At 40.9% G+C, this 15,690-nt stretch carries 17 protein-coding genes, 1 pseudogene and 2 riboswitches; of the genes and pseudogenes, 11 read left to right on the top strand and 7 right to left on the bottom strand.

The window, feature by feature from the left end; all coding sequences use genetic code 11:
• The first annotated feature begins 111 nt into the window (after positions 1-111).
• Positions 112-1,929: an ABC transporter ATP-binding protein gene (locus NYE65_RS19165; RefSeq protein WP_340861471.1), complete on the top strand. Its 1,818-nt coding sequence runs from the start codon at positions 112-114 to the stop codon at positions 1,927-1,929.
• Positions 1,930-1,979: 50 nt separating this feature from the next.
• On the opposite strand, the gene NYE65_RS19160 is transcribed toward NYE65_RS19165, so the two are convergent.
• Entirely contained in the window at positions 1,980-2,681 is a 702-nt protein-coding gene (locus tag NYE65_RS19160; RefSeq protein ID WP_328178366.1) for a DUF459 domain-containing protein, read from the bottom strand.
• Between the two features lie 219 nt (positions 2,682-2,900).
• Here NYE65_RS19160 and NYE65_RS19155 point away from each other — a divergent pair, with 219 nt between their 5' ends.
• A complete protein-coding gene (locus NYE65_RS19155; RefSeq protein WP_034314287.1) occupies positions 2,901-3,407 on the top strand; it encodes a GNAT family N-acetyltransferase in 507 nt (168 codons plus the stop codon).
• Between the two features lie 69 nt (positions 3,408-3,476).
• Here the strand turns inward: NYE65_RS19155 and NYE65_RS19150 are convergent, their stop codons facing one another.
• A complete protein-coding gene (locus NYE65_RS19150) occupies positions 3,477-3,671 on the bottom strand; it encodes an aspartyl-phosphate phosphatase Spo0E family protein (protein WP_063596405.1) in 195 nt (64 codons plus the stop codon).
• A gap of 252 nt (positions 3,672-3,923) precedes the next feature.
• Positions 3,924-4,112, bottom strand: coding sequence for a Fur-regulated basic protein FbpA (locus tag NYE65_RS19145; RefSeq protein ID WP_034314291.1), 189 nt, complete (start codon positions 4,110-4,112; stop codon positions 3,924-3,926).
• Positions 4,113-4,282: 170 nt separating this feature from the next.
• Positions 4,283-4,387, bottom strand: a riboswitch (SAM riboswitch).
• A 157-nt stretch (positions 4,388-4,544) separates the two neighbouring features.
• A riboswitch (TPP riboswitch) is annotated at positions 4,545-4,649 on the top strand.
• A 97-nt stretch (positions 4,650-4,746) separates the two neighbouring features.
• Between NYE65_RS19145 and tenA the strand changes: the two genes are divergently transcribed.
• Genes tenA through thiE form a run of 5 tightly spaced genes read left to right on the top strand, consistent with a single transcriptional unit; the run spans position 4,747 to position 8,173 of the window.
• The gene (gene tenA, locus NYE65_RS19140) at positions 4,747-5,436 is read left to right on the top strand and encodes a thiaminase II (RefSeq protein ID WP_328134786.1); all 690 of its coding nucleotides are present in this window, start codon (positions 4,747-4,749) and stop codon (positions 5,434-5,436) included.
• Between the two features lie 15 nt (positions 5,437-5,451).
• Positions 5,452-5,973 carry an energy coupling factor transporter S component ThiW gene (gene thiW, locus NYE65_RS19135; protein ID WP_095679446.1) on the top strand — a complete coding sequence of 174 codons (522 nt, stop codon included), beginning with the start codon at positions 5,452-5,454 and terminating at the stop codon, positions 5,971-5,973.
• Positions 5,942-6,748, top strand: a complete 807-nt coding sequence (gene thiD / locus NYE65_RS19130) for a bifunctional hydroxymethylpyrimidine kinase/phosphomethylpyrimidine kinase (RefSeq protein ID WP_095679415.1) — start codon at positions 5,942-5,944, stop codon at positions 6,746-6,748. The genes thiW and thiD overlap by 32 nt, the downstream gene beginning before the upstream one ends.
• Entirely contained in the window at positions 6,745-7,560 is an 816-nt protein-coding gene (gene thiM, locus NYE65_RS19125) for a hydroxyethylthiazole kinase (protein ID WP_340861470.1), read from the top strand. The genes thiD and thiM overlap by 4 nt, the downstream gene beginning before the upstream one ends.
• Positions 7,541-8,173, top strand: a complete 633-nt coding sequence (gene thiE / locus NYE65_RS19120) for a thiamine phosphate synthase (protein WP_340861469.1) — start codon at positions 7,541-7,543, stop codon at positions 8,171-8,173. The genes thiM and thiE overlap by 20 nt, the downstream gene beginning before the upstream one ends.
• Positions 8,174-8,211: 38 nt before the next feature.
• Here thiE and NYE65_RS19115 read toward each other — a convergent pair whose 3' ends face one another.
• Complete coding sequence (locus NYE65_RS19115) at positions 8,212-9,417, bottom strand: MFS transporter (RefSeq protein WP_034314304.1); 1,206 nt, start codon at positions 9,415-9,417, stop codon at positions 8,212-8,214.
• A gap of 267 nt (positions 9,418-9,684) precedes the next feature.
• Between NYE65_RS19115 and NYE65_RS19110 the strand changes: the two genes are divergently transcribed.
• The 3 genes from NYE65_RS19110 (at position 9,685) to NYE65_RS19100 (ending at position 13,228) form a co-directional block, all read left to right on the top strand.
• Entirely contained in the window at positions 9,685-11,172 is a 1,488-nt protein-coding gene (locus tag NYE65_RS19110; RefSeq protein WP_034314306.1) for an aldehyde dehydrogenase family protein, read from the top strand.
• Positions 11,173-11,458: 286 nt separating this feature from the next.
• Complete coding sequence (locus NYE65_RS19105) at positions 11,459-12,691, top strand: aminopeptidase (RefSeq protein ID WP_340861468.1); 1,233 nt, start codon at positions 11,459-11,461, stop codon at positions 12,689-12,691.
• Positions 12,692-13,060: 369 nt separating this feature from the next.
• Complete coding sequence (locus NYE65_RS19100; protein WP_164468809.1) at positions 13,061-13,228, top strand: hypothetical protein; 168 nt, start codon at positions 13,061-13,063, stop codon at positions 13,226-13,228.
• Between the two features lie 125 nt (positions 13,229-13,353).
• Here the strand turns inward: NYE65_RS19100 and cspC are convergent, their stop codons facing one another.
• On the bottom strand, positions 13,354-13,554 hold the full coding sequence (gene cspC / locus NYE65_RS19095; RefSeq protein WP_034314312.1) for a cold shock protein CspC: 201 nt from the start codon (positions 13,552-13,554) through the stop codon (positions 13,354-13,356).
• Positions 13,555-13,842: 288 nt separating this feature from the next.
• On the opposite strand from cspC, the gene NYE65_RS19090 reads away from it, so the two are divergent.
• Positions 13,843-14,103 carry a hypothetical protein gene (locus tag NYE65_RS19090; protein WP_048687304.1) on the top strand — a complete coding sequence of 87 codons (261 nt, stop codon included), beginning with the start codon at positions 13,843-13,845 and terminating at the stop codon, positions 14,101-14,103.
• Positions 14,104-14,136: 33 nt separating this feature from the next.
• Here NYE65_RS19090 and NYE65_RS19085 read toward each other — a convergent pair.
• Together NYE65_RS19085 and NYE65_RS19080 are read right to left on the bottom strand one after the other, a co-directional pair.
• Positions 14,137-14,732 (bottom strand): annotated as a pseudogene (locus NYE65_RS19085) (YdcF family protein).
• Positions 14,733-14,820: 88 nt separating this feature from the next.
• Positions 14,821-15,615 carry a serine hydrolase gene (locus tag NYE65_RS19080; protein WP_340861467.1) on the bottom strand — a complete coding sequence of 265 codons (795 nt, stop codon included), beginning with the start codon at positions 15,613-15,615 and terminating at the stop codon, positions 14,821-14,823.
• Positions 15,616-15,690 lie beyond the last annotated feature (75 nt).

Here is a 15,690-nt window from a genome sequence, read left to right as displayed (position 1 = left end):
AATTCTTTTTTTGACAAAACGAACCGATTAAAAGTTGTCTATTTTTCGAAAAGCCCTATGATAGTCATAAAGGAAAAAATCATCTAGGACAGTAAAATAGGAGTGATCGTCATGAGTGGAGGACATATTTCATTCAGCCAAAAAGGGCGCAGTGCAATACATGCAATACCCTCAAAAGGAAGCATATGGTTGATGCTTAAACAAATGTTCAATCGGGTCCCATCGAAATGGAAGTTTTGCTCTTTGGTTTTATGTATCATGCTTTTCATTTCATTGCTTGAGTTCTCCATCCCCCAATTGACACAGTTTACGATTGATAAAATCATTCCCGAAAAAAGATATGACTCGTTGATCTGGATTGGTGCAGGAATTCTTTGTGCTGCAATCTTATTGGCTATACTGAACTACTTTAACAGCTATATCGTTTCCAAGGTCGGTCAAAAGGCCATCATTGATATACGCAATAGCATGTATGAACATATTCAAACACTGGATATGAAATTCTTTGATAAAAACCGGACTGGTGACTTAATGTCTCGGTTGACCAATGATGTCAATTTACTGCAGCAGCTCATCTCTTCGAGCATGCTTCAGGTTTTGACTGACACGGTGACCTTCATTGCCGTAGCGGTATATATGCTTTTCATTAACTGGAAGCTTACCATTGTCCTTCTTATTACATTCCCTTTCATGTTCTATATCACAAGGGTATTCGGGAAACGCATCAGGATGTCATTTAGGTCTGTGCAAAGTTCCGCAGGAGATGTCAGCAACCAGTTACAGGATTCGATTTCAGGAATGCGGCTCATTCAATCTTTTACAAATGAAGAATTCGAATCAAGGCGGTTTGCGGAGCGTAATCAGGAAAATATGGCTGCAAACCTTAAGTCCGTTCGGCTGCGTTCCATGTTCGGGCCGATTATTGATTTATTGAACAATATCGGTCTTGTAGCAGTCATTGTGTTCGGTGCTTGGCAAGTGATGGAAGGTGAATTCACAATAGGATTAATCGTGGCCTTTCTAGCCTATTTGAGGTTGCTGCAGAGTCCCGTTCGCAATTTTAGCCGGGTAATCAGCATTGTCCAGCAATCAGCCGCCGCCTTTGAGCGGATAACTGAAATATTGGAAACCCAACCTGAAATAAGTGACAAGGGAAATGCCATTGAACTCCATGCCATAAAAAAGAAAATTGAGTTTAAAAGTGTTGATTTTGCTTATGATGAGACTGTTCCTGTTCTCGGCAATCTAAACCTGACCATGAAAGCTGGTCAAGTAACCGCTTTGGTCGGCTCCTCCGGCGCAGGAAAATCGACCATCACGAGCCTACTGATCCGATTTTATGATCCGCAAAATGGAACGATTAAAATGGATGGACATAATATCAAAGATGTGTCACTGAAGTCATTACGGGGACAAATGGGAATTGTTTCTCAGGATATCATTCTATTCAATGGTTCCATCCGTGATAACATCGTGTATGGCAAACTTAATGCTACAGATGATGAAATCATCGAATCCGCCAAAGCAGCAAATGCTCATGACTTTATCTGTGCCTTTCCTGATGGTTATGATTCTCAGATCGGAGAGCGCGGAGTCAAGCTTTCAGGCGGACAAAAACAGCGCATTGCCATTGCCAGGGCACTTTTGAAAAATCCGCAAATCATCATTCTCGATGAAGCAACGGCTGCCTTGGATACAGAATCTGAACATTTGATCCAGCAAGCCTTGTCACGTTTAATGAAAAAACGGACTTCAATAGTCATTGCACATCGTTTATCGACCATTCATGACGCCGATCAAATCATTGTTCTGGAAAAAGGGCAGGTTCTTGAAAGAGGAACACATGACCAGTTAATGCAAAACAACGGCCGATACAAGCAGCTCCATGACTTACAGTTCCCTCAACTAAGCGATATATCAAATACCTAGCAACTTAGCAGGCAAACATGCACAGAAAGCCTTTCTGTGCATGTTTGGTTTCATTTGAAATCATACCTTTCCAAAACCCGATTCGCAATGAGCTGATACCCTTTTTCATTCGGATGTAACTTATCACTGAAATACTTTGTTTTCTTTTCATCTTCAAAAAGATCATTTGTAGGAATGAATAACATCCTTTCACCTTTATCCGCTAATCCCTTTATTGACTCGTTATAATCGCGAATGTGCTTTTCAAGTTTTTGATTGTCTTTAATTGGGTTATATAGTCCTACTACCAGAATATCCGCTTTATCGTTTGCCTCTATCAGTGTTGATGTAATCTTTTTCAGATGGTTGATATATTCCCGTTTACCCTCATTGATTTTTCGGTCACTTATCTTCTCCAAGTTCCCGCCATTACTATTGATCAAGTCATTCGTTCCAATAAAAACAATGAAAGTATCGGCTTCATCAAGTTTCGTTTTAATGCGGTAATCATCTAGCTGTTTCATCACCCCATCCGTTTCCTGGCCTTTAATACCGTAATTCCAAAAACTCACTTTTTGCTCCGATTGCGGATTATTCAATTCATCTTCAAGGCCTTCTATATATCCTTCCCCGTCCTTATCCCCTTTTCCATAGGTTAATGAATCTCCAAAAGCCATGACCCTTTGCACATCTTCCGACTCCGAGGCCTGAAATTCATATGCAGCAAAACATATAACCAGTACGATAATCAATATACCTGCCAATTTTTTCATTTAGTTCTCCTCTTGTCTTTTTACTAGAAGTATTTAATCTTTTTCATACCCAAAAAATCTGCAGTACTAACATAAAAAAGAATTGTCAGATAAAGAATAAAGAGTGTATGATAATATAAAACTTTCAATGGATTGGGTTTCATTCAACGTCCCTAAAACCAAAAACGGGATTACCCTTCATTCTGGAGATTGAATAAATGATAGTTAGGAGTTTAAATCATGGAAGAACACATAGAGTTTAGAGAGGCAGAACTATCTGATCTACCCAGAATTGTTGAAATATATAATTCGACAATTGCTTCAAGGATGGTCACGGCAGATACGGAACCTGTATCCGTCCAATCGAGGGTTAAATGGTTTGAGGAACATCATTCAGAAAGTAGACCGCTATATATCATTACTATAGAAGGGAAAACCGCTGGATGGATGAGCTTTCAATCCTTTTATGGCCGACCGGCATATAATTCCACTGCCGAAATCAGCATTTACATTGATGATTATTTCCGGGGAAAAGGAATTGGACAAATTTCGATTCGAAAGGCAATTGAATTGAGTCCAAAATTAGGTGTTAAGACTTTATTGGGTTTCATTTTCGCCCATAATACACCAAGCCTTAAGCTTTTTTCCAAATTCGGGTTTGAAGAATGGGCACATTTACCTCAAGTTGCCGAGATGGATGGCATTGAGCGGGATTTGATCATTCTAGGTAAACGTGTCGATATTTAATATATAATTCTTTAGAGCTATTGCCTTGAGCAGTAGCTTTTTTAGATTAATACAGGTCGAATTGCTAATTTAAAAATACCTATATGCTTCTTGAAGGGAAAAATATTCAGAATCTCTTTTACTTGCTAACGCATTCAATAGCGTATCCAATTCTTGACTGGCTTGTACAGTCAGCAGACTTGTTAAGCCGTAAATCGCTCCCAACTTTATCATTTCCTGTCTCTTCTCTTCTACTTTTTCTATAGTTACCTTACGGCAAGGCATCATAGCCACCTCCCATTTATTCAATATTTTTACACTTTCATCATAATGAAATCACTAGTTAAAATCAACTATTTCCCAGAAATTAATTGTGTTATTTTATAGGTCAAATGTGACAAAACACCTATTTTGTTATTTAATTATGTATAATTTGTGTCGTTTTCTAATAAACGCAAAAAAAGCATCCACTAGTGTAGACTGCGAATGCTTACATCATATCCCTTATCCAAAAATCCAAATATTGTATTCCGATAACTATGTCATCCATTCAGAAGGTGACTCGTTATTAGGTCTATTTATAACAATCTTATATTCATCTTCAAGTACTTTTAATGGGGCATCATAAAGGTGCCTTTCATCAGAGGTTTTGTATACTCCATTGGCCAATAGCTCTTCAATGAGTTTTGCCTTCCTCTGTTCAATCCTCTTAAATAATTCTGCCATGTAAATGGCTCCTTTCCGTCCTAGTGCCTGCTTCTAGTTAGCTAAACTTTATCAACTTGTTTGATTTCACCAAATTATATATACCTTTTCTAGTATGTCACTAAACGTTATTTCCCAAAAATAAAAGCCCCTTCTAATTTAAGAAGAGGCTGACAGTGTCCGTTCGGCTCTTCTTATCTTCCAAGCATATGCTTGTTGGATTTAGCACAGTTCCCTAAACGGGTCCGCTGCCGAGGTTTCTTAGGGCCAAGTCCCTCCACCTCTCTGGATAAGAATTCAATATATAATGATGTAGAAATGATTCTATCCTAATAATCTTCAAAAGTCAATTACCTGGTTCTCCCTTTTTTCCTGGACATAAAGTGATTCCTCTTTCAAATACGGGTTGCATTTTCTTGTCTTTCTGATATGATGTCAGTAATTACATACAATTCACACCACTAGGGGAGTCTTTTTTAAGACTGAGATGGAATTAGTTCCGGACCCTTTGAACCTGAACCGGCTCATACCGGCGGAGGGAAGTGGATGATATCGTCCATTTTACAGACTATATCCATCTACCCCGTTCCGTATTCAGGAACGGGGTTTTTTATTTAACAAAGGCAAAGGGAGCCATTCTATAGGAGGATGAACAATGGAGAATACAAAATTAGAAACATTCAGTGATAGACTGCATGCACGGGCAAAAGAGATTTGGAAAAGGAACCATTCACATGCCTTTGTCCAGGCAATTGGAAACGGCACACTTCCTGAAAAGAAATTTGCCTATTACCTGAAGCAGGACTATGTCTATCTCATGGATTATTCCAAGCTCTTTGCTTTAGGTGTCATCAAAGCCCATAACATCGAAACCATGGCAAAATTTGCGAGCATTTTAAATGAAACCCTTCAAGTGGAAATGGATATTCATCGGCATTATGCTTCCGAATTCGGGATCAGCTCCAAGGAATTGGAAAATACAGAACCTACTCCAACCACTCTAGCCTATACAGGTTACATGCTAAATGCAGCTCAGCATGGGACTTTGGCAGACTTGATCGCCTGTCTCCTTCCCTGCGCTTGGGATTATTATGAAATCGGTTTGCTATTAAAAGAACAAAATGGAGCAGCACTGGAAAACAATCGCTACGCAGATTGGATAAGGTCCTATTCATCTCCTGAGTTCGGGGAAGCACACAAGTGGCTGATCGCTTTGTTGGAAGAATTGACGGAAGGCATGCCTGAAAAGGAACTTCTTAGATTAGAAAAGCACTTTTTGGTTACTTCCCGATATGAATATTTATTCTGGGACATGGTTCAAAATGAGCAGGATTGGCCTCTGTAGGTGGTTGACATGAGGATGAACCCTATCAAGAAACTGACATTGACTGCCATGATCACGGCTTTAACGACGCTTACCAGTTCATTTATTTTCATCCCTGCAGGATTTGCAAAAATCTTTCCTATTCAACATCTGGCAAATGTCCTGACGGCGGTTCTATTGGGGCCTGCATATGCGGTGACACAAGCTTTTTTAGTTTCCATCATTAGAAACATGTCTGGTACCGGTTCAATTTTCGCCTTTCCAGGCAGCATGATTGGTGCACTTTTGGCCGCCATCCTTTACCGAAAAACACAAAGCTTAAAATTCGCCTGTTTAGGGGAAGTGATCGGGACCGGCTTTCTCGGTTCCCTGGCCTGTTATCCGCTTGCCACCCTCCTATTGGGAGAAAAAGCTGCACTTTTTGGTTTTTTACCGGCTTTTATGTTCAGTTCATTCGCAGGTGCGATTTTAGCTTTCATATTACTTAAAATACTGCTAAAAAATAATTATATGAAGGGGTTTTTTTATGAAAACAGCATTAACGATCGCAGGCTCTGATTCAGGGGGCGGTGCTGGAATACAAGCGGATTTAAAAACATTTTCTGCACATGGTGTATTTGGAATGTCTGCCATCACAGCCGTAACTGCCCAAAACACAATGGAAGTCCGTTCTGTACAGCCCATTGAAACAGCTATCATATCGGATCAAATTGCAGCTATCTTTGAAGATATTCCTGTCGATGCAGTAAAAATAGGCATGCTTGGATCAAAAGAAATCGTGGAAACGGTCGCTGCGTCCCTTAAAACCTTCATGCCTGCCATCGTTATCCTTGACCCTGTCATGATTTCCAAAAGCGGCCACCATTTGCTCGACGAAAAGGCCATCTCTGCCTTAAAAATGGAATTGCTTCCGCTTGCAAATCTTGTAACACCCAATGTACCAGAAGCGGAAGTACTTACTGGCTTCCCGATTCGGACGAAACAAGATTTCTACAGGGCATGCATTTCGATACAAGAAATGGGTTCCAAAGCCGTTTTACTTAAAGGCGGCCATGCAGCAGGAAATCCAAATGATCTTTTTTATGATGGGACTGACTTCCACTGGATCAAGGGAGAGCGCATTCATACAAAAAACACTCATGGTACGGGCTGTACCCTATCATCCGCCATTACATCTAACCTGGCAAATGGACTGCCATTGCAAGTGTCGATCGAACATGCCAAGACCTATATTTCCGAAGCGATACGCAATAGCTTTTCAATCGGTAAAGGTCATGGACCTGTCCATCATTTTCATTCATATTCAAAAAAAGAACGGAGTGACTTGTTATGAAGGTTTCTTCAGCCGATTTATTTATGAAGGTAAGAGAAAGGAAACCACTCGTTCACCAAATCACCAACTTTGTTACGGTCAATGACTGTGCAAATGCCACCCTTGCCATCGGAGGTTCACCAGTAATGACATCGAGCCCAAGAGAAGTGGCGGATATGGTCAAATTAGCAGATGCATTGGTCCTGAATTTCGGAACGATCGATGATAAAGCCTTGGAAGCAATGGAGATTGCCGGTAAAACGGCAAATGCCCTGGACATCCCGGTCATTTTGGACCCGGTGGGAGTTGGTGCCACCTCCTATCGTTCAGAGCAAGTCAAAGAGCTCCTAAGTAAGGTTACTTTCCAAATCATTCGAGGAAATGCGAGTGAAATCCTGTCATTGATGGGTGGGGATACCGTTACGCGCGGGGTGGATTCGGGGGAACTTGCGATTAGCAATGCAGAGCTGGCTGCACGAGCGGCAAATGAACTGAATTGCATCATCGTGGTCAGCGGAGCTAAGGATGCGGTCAGCGATGGAAAACATACGTCCATCATCGATAACGGGAACCTCCTTTTAACTAATGTTACAGGTACCGGTTGCATGTCCACTGCTCTTATCGGAACTTTTTCCGGAGTCACCGATGATTTATATTCTGCAGCAATTGCCGGTATCTCAACAATGAGCATATCAGGGGAACTTGCAGCCTCAACCCTTCAAAAGGATGAAGGAACAGGTACTTTCCGTGTGCGATTAATCGATGCCATATCAAGAATGGATAAGGAAATCTGGATGCATGAGGTGAAAATAAGTGAAGAAGTCCCAAATTGATTTAAGCCTGTATTTAGTTACGGAAGAGTCCATAGCAATAGAAGAATTGACCAAAATCATTGCACAATCGGTTTCAGGAGGAGTCTCGATCGTACAACTTAGAGAGAAAAACAATTCCTCCCTCTCCTTTTATGAAAAAGCATCTGCATTAAAACAGTTATTGAATGAGCTTTCCATTCCCCTTATCATCAATGACCGGGTGGATATAGCACTTGCTGTTGGAGCGGACGGAATTCATATTGGGCAAGATGACCTTCCACTGCCTGTCGTCAAAAAAATGGTTCCTGAAGATATGATTGTCGGTGTATCTGTCTCCAGTCTTGAAGAAGCTCTCGAAGCCGAACGAAATGGAGCGGATTATATAGGAGTCGGTTCCGTTTTCCCCACCAAGACCAAACAAGATGCAACCCTAATGGCACTTGAGGATCTGGGGGAAATTTGCCGCGGCGTATCCATTCCCGCAGTAGCCATCGGGGGTATCACTGCCGATAACATTTCCGCTCTCTCTGATAGCGGACTATCAGGTACCGCAGTCGTATCGGCCATCATGAATGCAGATAATCCGAAGACTGCCTCCGAATCCCTTTTAAAAATCATAAAAGACTTTAAATAACAAAAGGATGGGGACTGCATGCAGCCCCCATCCTTTGTTTATGTCAAAACGGTATTCTTTGTTTCCTTCCCAAAAGCCACGGCAACTGCCCCCACTAAAATAGCAATTGTAAAAATGGTGAAAATCGAAGAAATCGGGGTGTCTGCGGCAACTAAATACCCTACAAGCAAAGGTCCAAGAACACCGCCAATCCTCCCGATCCCTGCAGCTAACCCAGCCCCTGTACCGCGAACTGATGTTGGATACTGTTCAGGTGTGTACGCATAAAGTGCCCCCCATGCCCCTAGGTTGAAGAAAGAGAGGAACATTCCGGAAACTATCAGCAGTGCCAGCCCCTCTGCCGATCCAAAGAAAAAGGCACTGACGGCCGTCCCAATTAAGTATGTGATCAAAACGAATTTACGTCCCATCTTCTCTATCAGCCATGCAGCTGAAAAATAACCCGGAAGCTGTGCGAGCGTCATGATCAAAACATATTCAAAGCTTTGAATCATGCTGAAGCCTTTAAGGACCATCACACTTGGCAGCCATAAAAACATCCCATAATAGGAAAAGACCACGCAAAACCATAGAATCCACAATACAAGGGTCTGACGGGAGTAATCCTTTTTCCAGACACTTTTCATATTGCTTAATACAGATGGTCTTTGCTTTTTTTCAAGTTCCGTATACTTTGGTGAATCCGGCAGTTTCAAGCGCAGGTACAGCGCATATAAAGCTGGAACTGCGCTCAATAATAATGCAACCCGCCAACCATAAGCCGGTATGATGAAATAGGATATGAGTGCTGCCAAAATCCAGCCAACCGCCCAAAAGCTTTCAAGAAGGACGACAACCCTTCCCCTTTTACTCGCTTCAACACTTTCAGAGACCAATGTCGAGGCAACCGGAAGTTCTCCCCCAAGTCCCATTCCAATCAAAAAACGCAATATCAAGAACAGGCTGAGTGTACTGACTGCTGCAGACAGGCCACTTGCGATCGAAAACAATAATAAAGTAATGATAAAGACATTCTTTCGTCCGACCCTGTCGGCCATCGCACCAAAGAATACGGCGCCAACAGCCATTCCTATGGAGTTTATGCTCCCAATCCAGCCAACCTGCTCACTGGTTAAGTTCCAATCCTGCTTTAATGCAACAATGATGAAAGAAAGCATACCGACATCAAGTGCATCGAACATCCATCCAAGACCCGCAACACCAAGTAACTTACGCTGCGATATCATTTTCGCATTATTTCCCATATATTCCTCCAGAACTTTAGACCTTCTTGTTATTTTATCCTTTTTCATTTTAACTATTAACTTTCATTTTTGCTATAGTAATTACACATGTCATGACAAAATAATACTACATTTTTTTTATAGATGAAGAAATCTTGGATATTCTGTCGAATGTTATAGATTGAATATTCCCTTTTTTTCATTTATCATAAAAATTGGCAATCATAGCGTTAACAATAAGTCATCATGTTTTGCCCAAGATAAACATTTTATTCAGGAGGGTAATTAATGACAAATCTAACGTTAGAAGTAAGTGGAAAGCTGCAAAAATTTTTAACAGGACCAAAAAAGCTCTATATTAATGGTCAGTTTGTAGAAAGTGCTTCAAAAAAAACCTTCTCCACTCCTAATCCTGCTACAGGACAAAAACTTGCCGATGTTTATGAAGCTGATAAAGAAGATATCGACTTAGCCGTCAAAGCTGCACGCAAAGCATTCGATGAAGGTCCTTGGTCAAGAATGAGCGCAGCTGCACGCAGTAGACTTATGTATAAACTAGCCGATTTAATGGAAGAAAATAAAACTGAACTTGCTCAATTGGAAACGTTGGATAATGGGAAACCAATCAGTGAAACTACAAATGCCGACATTCCTTTAGCAATTGAACATATGAGATATTTTGCTGGCTGGTCCACCAAGATTGTTGGACAGACCATCCCGGTAAGCGGAAATTATTTTAACTACACGAAACACGAGGCTGTTGGTGTTGTCGGCCAAATCATCCCATGGAACTTTCCGCTTCTTATGGCGATGTGGAAACTGGGAGCGGCACTTGCTACAGGTTGTACGGTCATATTAAAGCCCGCTGAGCAAACACCGCTTTCCGCTCTTTACCTGGCTGAATTATTGGCTGAAGCCGGTTTCCCTGATGGGGTCGTCAATATCGTTCCCGGTTTTGGTGAAACGGCTGGACAAGCGCTTGTCGACCACCCGCAAGTAAATAAAATCGCATTTACCGGCTCGACCGAAGTTGGAAAATTGATCATGCGTTCCGCTTCATATTCATTGAAACGGGTCACTTTGGAACTTGGAGGGAAATCGCCAAACATCATCTTGCCTGATGCGGATTTCTCAAAAGCCATCCCTGGAGCTTTGAATGGGGTCATGTTTAACCAAGGCCAGGTATGCTGTGCCGGTTCCAGGGTTTATATCCAAAAGAAACATTATGATAATGTTGTTGCCGATATGGCTAGCCATGCAAAAAACATCAAACAAGGGATAGGCCTGGATCCAAGCACCCAAATTGGGCCGCTTGTTTCCGAGGAGCAGCAAAATCGGGTAATGGGCTATATTGAAAAAGGGAAAAACGAGGGTGCGGAAGTTCTTGTCGGTGGAAATAAACCGGGTGAACAGGGCTACTTTGTTTCTCCTACTATATTCGCTGGTGTTGAAGAGGATATGACGATTGCTAAAGAAGAGATTTTCGGACCGGTCATAGCGGCAATGCCATTCGAGGATTTAGATGATGTCATTAACCGTGCAAATGCCAGTGAATATGGTTTGGCTGCCGGCTTATGGACAAGCGATATAGCCAATGCCCATTATGTTGCCGGAAAACTCCGTGCCGGTACCGTATGGGTGAACTGTTATAACGCGTTCGACGCAGCTTCTCCGTTCGGCGGCTACAAACAATCCGGAATCGGACGTGAAATGGGATCTTATGCACTGGACAACTATTCTGAAGTGAAAAGTGTCTGGATTAATTTGGGTAAATGATTTACTGACTATTTAGAAAGAGGGTCTCAAAGAGGCCCTCTTTCTTTCAGTCCATTGATTCACTGCATCAAATTATTCAACTATTCAAACCTTTTCAATAGTCTTTCCTTCTTTAGTTTTGGTAAAATGCAAGTTAGACAAAATAGGTGCTCGAGCAGCTCCCTGCCGGTTATAATGAACTCCTTCGTATAAGAGTATTTTTCACAAACGATGTAAAAAGTTTCTTTTTTATATGACAAAAAGTACAATTAAAAATGTAGAAAATGGAAAAGAGGAGTTTTAAATGATGAGTGATTTTCAAACGAATTTAGAAAAATATGCAGAACTTGCCGTAAAAGTCGGCGTAAACATCCAACAAGATCAAACCTTGGTCGTAAACACAACATTAGAGGGTGCTGACCTTGTGCGTCTCATTGTAAAAAAGGCATATGAGAACGGTGCGCGCAATGTCATCGTTAATTGGAATGACGATATCGTTTCACGTACTAAATATGAATTGGCTCCAGATGAGGTGTTCCACGAATATCCAAAGTGGCGCGCAGAAGAAACGATCGAACTCGCAGAAAACGGAGCTGCTTATCTATCCGTCATCTCCTCCAGCCCTGACTTATTAAAAGGTGTAAAGCCTGAAAGGATTGCCAACTACCAAAAAGCATCCGGGACAGCACTGAAGAAGTGGCGTCAGTATATGCAATCCGATAAAGTGAGCTGGTCCATAGTTGCCGTCCCTTCAAAGGCTTGGGCTGATAAAGTATTCCCTGAAGAAGCAGAAGGAAAACGTGTTGACCTCCTATGGGAAGCCATTTTCAAAGCAGTTCGTGTTGATGTGAAAGATCCTGTGGAAGCCTGGAAAAAACACGATGACTCCCTGCATGAAAAGGTTGATTATTTAAATGATAAGCATTACCAAAAATTGCATTATACGGCTCCCGGAACCGACCTGACAATCGAATTACCTAACAAACATCTATGGGTAGGGGCAGGGAGCGTTAACGTACAGGGGCATGAATTCATGGCTAATATGCCAACCGAAGAAGTGTTTACAGTTCCATTGAAAACAGGCGTTAACGGTACGGTTTCCAGTACGAAACCACTTAGTTACGGCGGAAACATCATCAATAATTTTTCCGTGACGTTTAAGGAAGGACGGATCATTGAAGTAAAAGCAGAAGAAGGGGAAGAAATCCTAAAGCAATTGGTTGAAACGGATGAAGGTTCACACTACCTTGGTGAAGTCGCGCTTGTTCCATTCAACTCACCGATTTCCCAATCGAATGTTTTATTCTTCAACACATTATTTGATGAAAATGCATCAAACCATCTCGCTATCGGTAGCTCCTATGCTTTCTGTATTGAAGGCGGAAAAAACATGGGTCCAGAAGAACTTGCAGAAAATGGACTGAATGAAAGCCTTACACATGTCGATTTCATGATTGGCTCGGAGAAAATGAACATCGACGGCATCAAACAGGACGGCACTTCCGAACCTGTCTTCCGTAATGGGGATTGGGCGTTTTAATTACCCGGCTTTAAGCCCCTTCCATCACTTGAAAACCTTCAGCCACGTGATTTCTGCAGTACCTGGGAACATGTGGCTGTTTTTTCATGCCCAAAAAGGGAGACAAGCCCATAGTAATATCGACTCCTTGCTTTCGAGTAAGTTCATTCGCTATAACTTGGCCTGCCCCCGCTTAATCCCATATTGTGACATCCACTCCTTGTTCATCCTAAAACATGACCCATTAACTTTTTCTATACAACATTCAAAATTATTAGGCTCATTGCCATATGCTTAGTCTGTTTTTTATACGCAATGTATCATTGGAATATGTTGAACACATCTTTCATTGCCAAATATGTTATACTATTAGTAAAGAGGGTGGCTAAATTGAAAAGCAATAAGTATAATACTGGTGAAACAGTAACCATTCAGGATACGAATGAATCAGTAACCATTAATAAATGGGCATATGTAAAAAACATGAAGAGATATTCTTATACTGTTAAAGAACATCCGACTACTTTTTTCTTTGAAGAAGAATTTAAAAAAGCTTAATGACAAGTCACTAAAAACCTACTCAGTCAGAGTGGGATTTTTTTTTGCTTTCATTTTATTGCACAATAAAAAACAGACTCCCATCGAGGAAGTCTGTTCATATAGGTTACGATTTAATTTTAAAATTAAGCTTTTTGAACGTTAGCAGCTTGAGCTCCACGTGCACCTTGCTCAACTTCGAAAGTTACTTTTTGACCTTCGTCTAAAGATTTGAAGCCTTCGCTTTGGATAGCTGAGAAATGTACGAATACATCGTCTCCGTTTTCGCGTTCGATAAATCCAAAACCTTTTTCTGCATTAAACCATTTAACTGTACCTTGTTCCATTGTTGTTGCCTCCTAGTGCATAACACACATTGTATTACTATTTTTAATCATTTGGAAAATAACGAGTATCCTCTTCCACAACCAAAAACAATTCTTTATTAGATTAACATGAATTGATGCAGATAGCAAATTTTCCAGTGATAATTTAAAAATGGCCACATTCTTTTTGCCTTCTTATTTTCTTTATTTATCCAATTTAATGATTCAGATAGTAATTAATGGGTATATCAGAGTAATAAGAAACAGTACGATTTTCACTTAAAGAATTATCAACAAGGAGGACACTCAATGAAATATTACAAAGTTTCTAATAGCGGTTTTGACAGTAAGGTCATTGTAGCCTATAGCGGGTATGAGGCACTCGGGTATTATTTAATGGAAATCGATGATCAACTTGGTTTTGTTGATGATATAGATGTGGAAGAAGTGGATGCTGATGATCGAGTCGAGATTTCCTATACCGGTTATCCCGTTTATAAGACACTTAAGGAGCTATATCAAGAGAAAGATTTTTGGCAAGTTCCTAATGTTGTCGTGGAAGTCGAATAATGAAAGCACCCCACCTTTTAGGAGAATTCGAAGTTACCTCCCAATCCACCCGGTCAAATAGTATTTGGTAATTGCCAGATATTCACGGGTATATGATTTCAACAGTGACACTTTTGGTGTCTTTGCCGGCAATCCCTTCATGTCCAAGCCTTCTTTTTTTGCTATTTCGACTGCCCGGTATGAAAGTCATTGCTAACGATCAACCCTGAAGCTGCTGTATCAGGAATGAGTTCTTTTGAGAAAACGATATTTTCGTGAGTTGTTGTAGATTTGTCTTCCATCATGATGCGTGCTTCTTCAATTCCTTGGGCGATTAGCCCCTGTTGCATTGCTTTTGCTTCCGATATATCTTCTCCCGGTCCTTTGCCGCCAGATACAATGACCACTGTATGTTTATTCGCCGATAAATATTCTGCAGCTTTATCAATCCGGTATTGTAAGGATAATGATGGAACCGAACCTTTGACCCTTGCTCCAAGAATCATGAGGTAATCGGCATTTTCCGGAATTTGCTGGTGAATGCTTTCCTGAATTTTCATGTGCAAAAATCCAAAATACCCAAGTACTGCAATGACACTTATTACATAAAAAAGTTTCATCGTCCTTTTCAAAATTTTTCCCCGCTTCAGTTTCTTATCATATATAACTTTCATTACCATTAACTCCTATATAACTAAGATCGAAGAGAGGGAAATCATGAAAGACTTCCCTCTCTTCTCAATCGACAGTTTCTGCGACCATATCATCATATATCATTTTCCCAATTTTACTGATTACTTGACGGCTTTCTTCCTCTGATTTCATATCTTCAGTAAGAACTGCAGCATAAACAGTTTGTGTTTCTGACCGAATGATTGCACAATCATGGGCAACTCCCCGAATTCCGCCCGTTTTGCTTGCGACCTTGACTCCTCTGCCCATCAGCGATGGAAGTTTATCCCTTAATTGTTGATTGTCAAATACATGCAATATTTTTTCCCGGCTTTCTTTCGTTAAAAGGTTGCCTGTATGTATGGCTTTTAAGCAGGTAATCGTATCTTCTGCCGAAATGGTATTGTCGCGCCCTTCTTTTAATGCCTTAAAATCCTGCATTTTCCGTTCAAGGACAGTATTTTTCAAACCAAGTTCCTTGATGCATTGATTGATTTCTTCAAAACCCAACAGGTTCATCACCATATTCGTGGATGTATTGTCGGAAACAGTTATCATCAATGTCAGTAAATCCTCTACGGTCAAAAATACCTTATTCGATAAGACATGCAGGACCCCAGATCCCCCAGTCACTTCACTAGGCGGGATGGTCACTGGTTGGTTCAAATAGATTTTCTTTTGCTCACTTTGACGATAACCTTCGATGATCATTGGTATTTTGATCAAACTCGCTGATTGAAAGGATTCATTCTCGTGATATCCAATCGTGTCCCCAAGACCATTTTCAATTTTATATGCGATTCTCCCATTAAATGTTTCAACTAATGCCAAGATATCATGTTCTATAGTTTGTAAGGTCATCTACTCCCTGTTCCTCCCTTAGATTTCATTTAAACCCCTATAAAAAACTCCCTTATACCCTAACTTATTCTACCA

Origin of the sequence: Peribacillus sp. FSL R5-0717, assembly GCF_038002945.1 — a bacterium.
GTDB lineage: Bacteria > Bacillota > Bacilli > Bacillales > DSM-1321 > Peribacillus > Peribacillus frigoritolerans.
Note: the sequence above shows the minus strand (reverse complement) of the source record. Positions and strands in the feature narration are given on the sequence as shown.

Excerpts from the sequence above, each read along its gene's own strand:
- NYE65_RS19150 (WP_063596405.1), bottom strand. The coding sequence starts at position 3,671 with ATGCCTTGCCGTAAGGTAACTATAGAAAAAGTAGAAGAGAAGAGACAG.
- cspC (WP_034314312.1), bottom strand. The coding sequence starts at position 13,554 with ATGGAACAAGGTACAGTTAAATGGTTTAATGCAGAAAAAGGTTTTGGA.
- NYE65_RS19165 (WP_340861471.1), top strand. The coding sequence starts at position 112 with ATGAGTGGAGGACATATTTCATTCAGCCAAAAAGGGCGCAGTGCAATA.
- NYE65_RS19145 (WP_034314291.1), bottom strand. The coding sequence starts at position 4,112 with ATGGCAGAATTATTTAAGAGGATTGAACAGAGGAAGGCAAAACTCATT.
- thiW (WP_095679446.1), top strand. The coding sequence starts at position 5,452 with ATGAACCCTATCAAGAAACTGACATTGACTGCCATGATCACGGCTTTA.
- NYE65_RS19105 (WP_340861468.1), top strand. The coding sequence starts at position 11,459 with ATGAGTGATTTTCAAACGAATTTAGAAAAATATGCAGAACTTGCCGTA.
- tenA (WP_328134786.1), top strand. The coding sequence starts at position 4,747 with ATGGAGAATACAAAATTAGAAACATTCAGTGATAGACTGCATGCACGG.
- NYE65_RS19110 (WP_034314306.1), top strand. The coding sequence starts at position 9,685 with ATGACAAATCTAACGTTAGAAGTAAGTGGAAAGCTGCAAAAATTTTTA.
- NYE65_RS19080 (WP_340861467.1), bottom strand. The coding sequence starts at position 15,615 with ATGACCTTACAAACTATAGAACATGATATCTTGGCATTAGTTGAAACA.
- thiD (WP_095679415.1), top strand. The coding sequence starts at position 5,942 with ATGAAAACAGCATTAACGATCGCAGGCTCTGATTCAGGGGGCGGTGCT.
- NYE65_RS19115 (WP_034314304.1), bottom strand. The coding sequence starts at position 9,417 with ATGGGAAATAATGCGAAAATGATATCGCAGCGTAAGTTACTTGGTGTT.
- NYE65_RS19090 (WP_048687304.1), top strand. The coding sequence starts at position 13,843 with ATGAAATATTACAAAGTTTCTAATAGCGGTTTTGACAGTAAGGTCATT.
- NYE65_RS19155 (WP_034314287.1), top strand. The coding sequence starts at position 2,901 with ATGGAAGAACACATAGAGTTTAGAGAGGCAGAACTATCTGATCTACCC.
- NYE65_RS19160 (WP_328178366.1), bottom strand. The coding sequence starts at position 2,681 with ATGAAAAAATTGGCAGGTATATTGATTATCGTACTGGTTATATGTTTT.
- thiM (WP_340861470.1), top strand. The coding sequence starts at position 6,745 with ATGAAGGTTTCTTCAGCCGATTTATTTATGAAGGTAAGAGAAAGGAAA.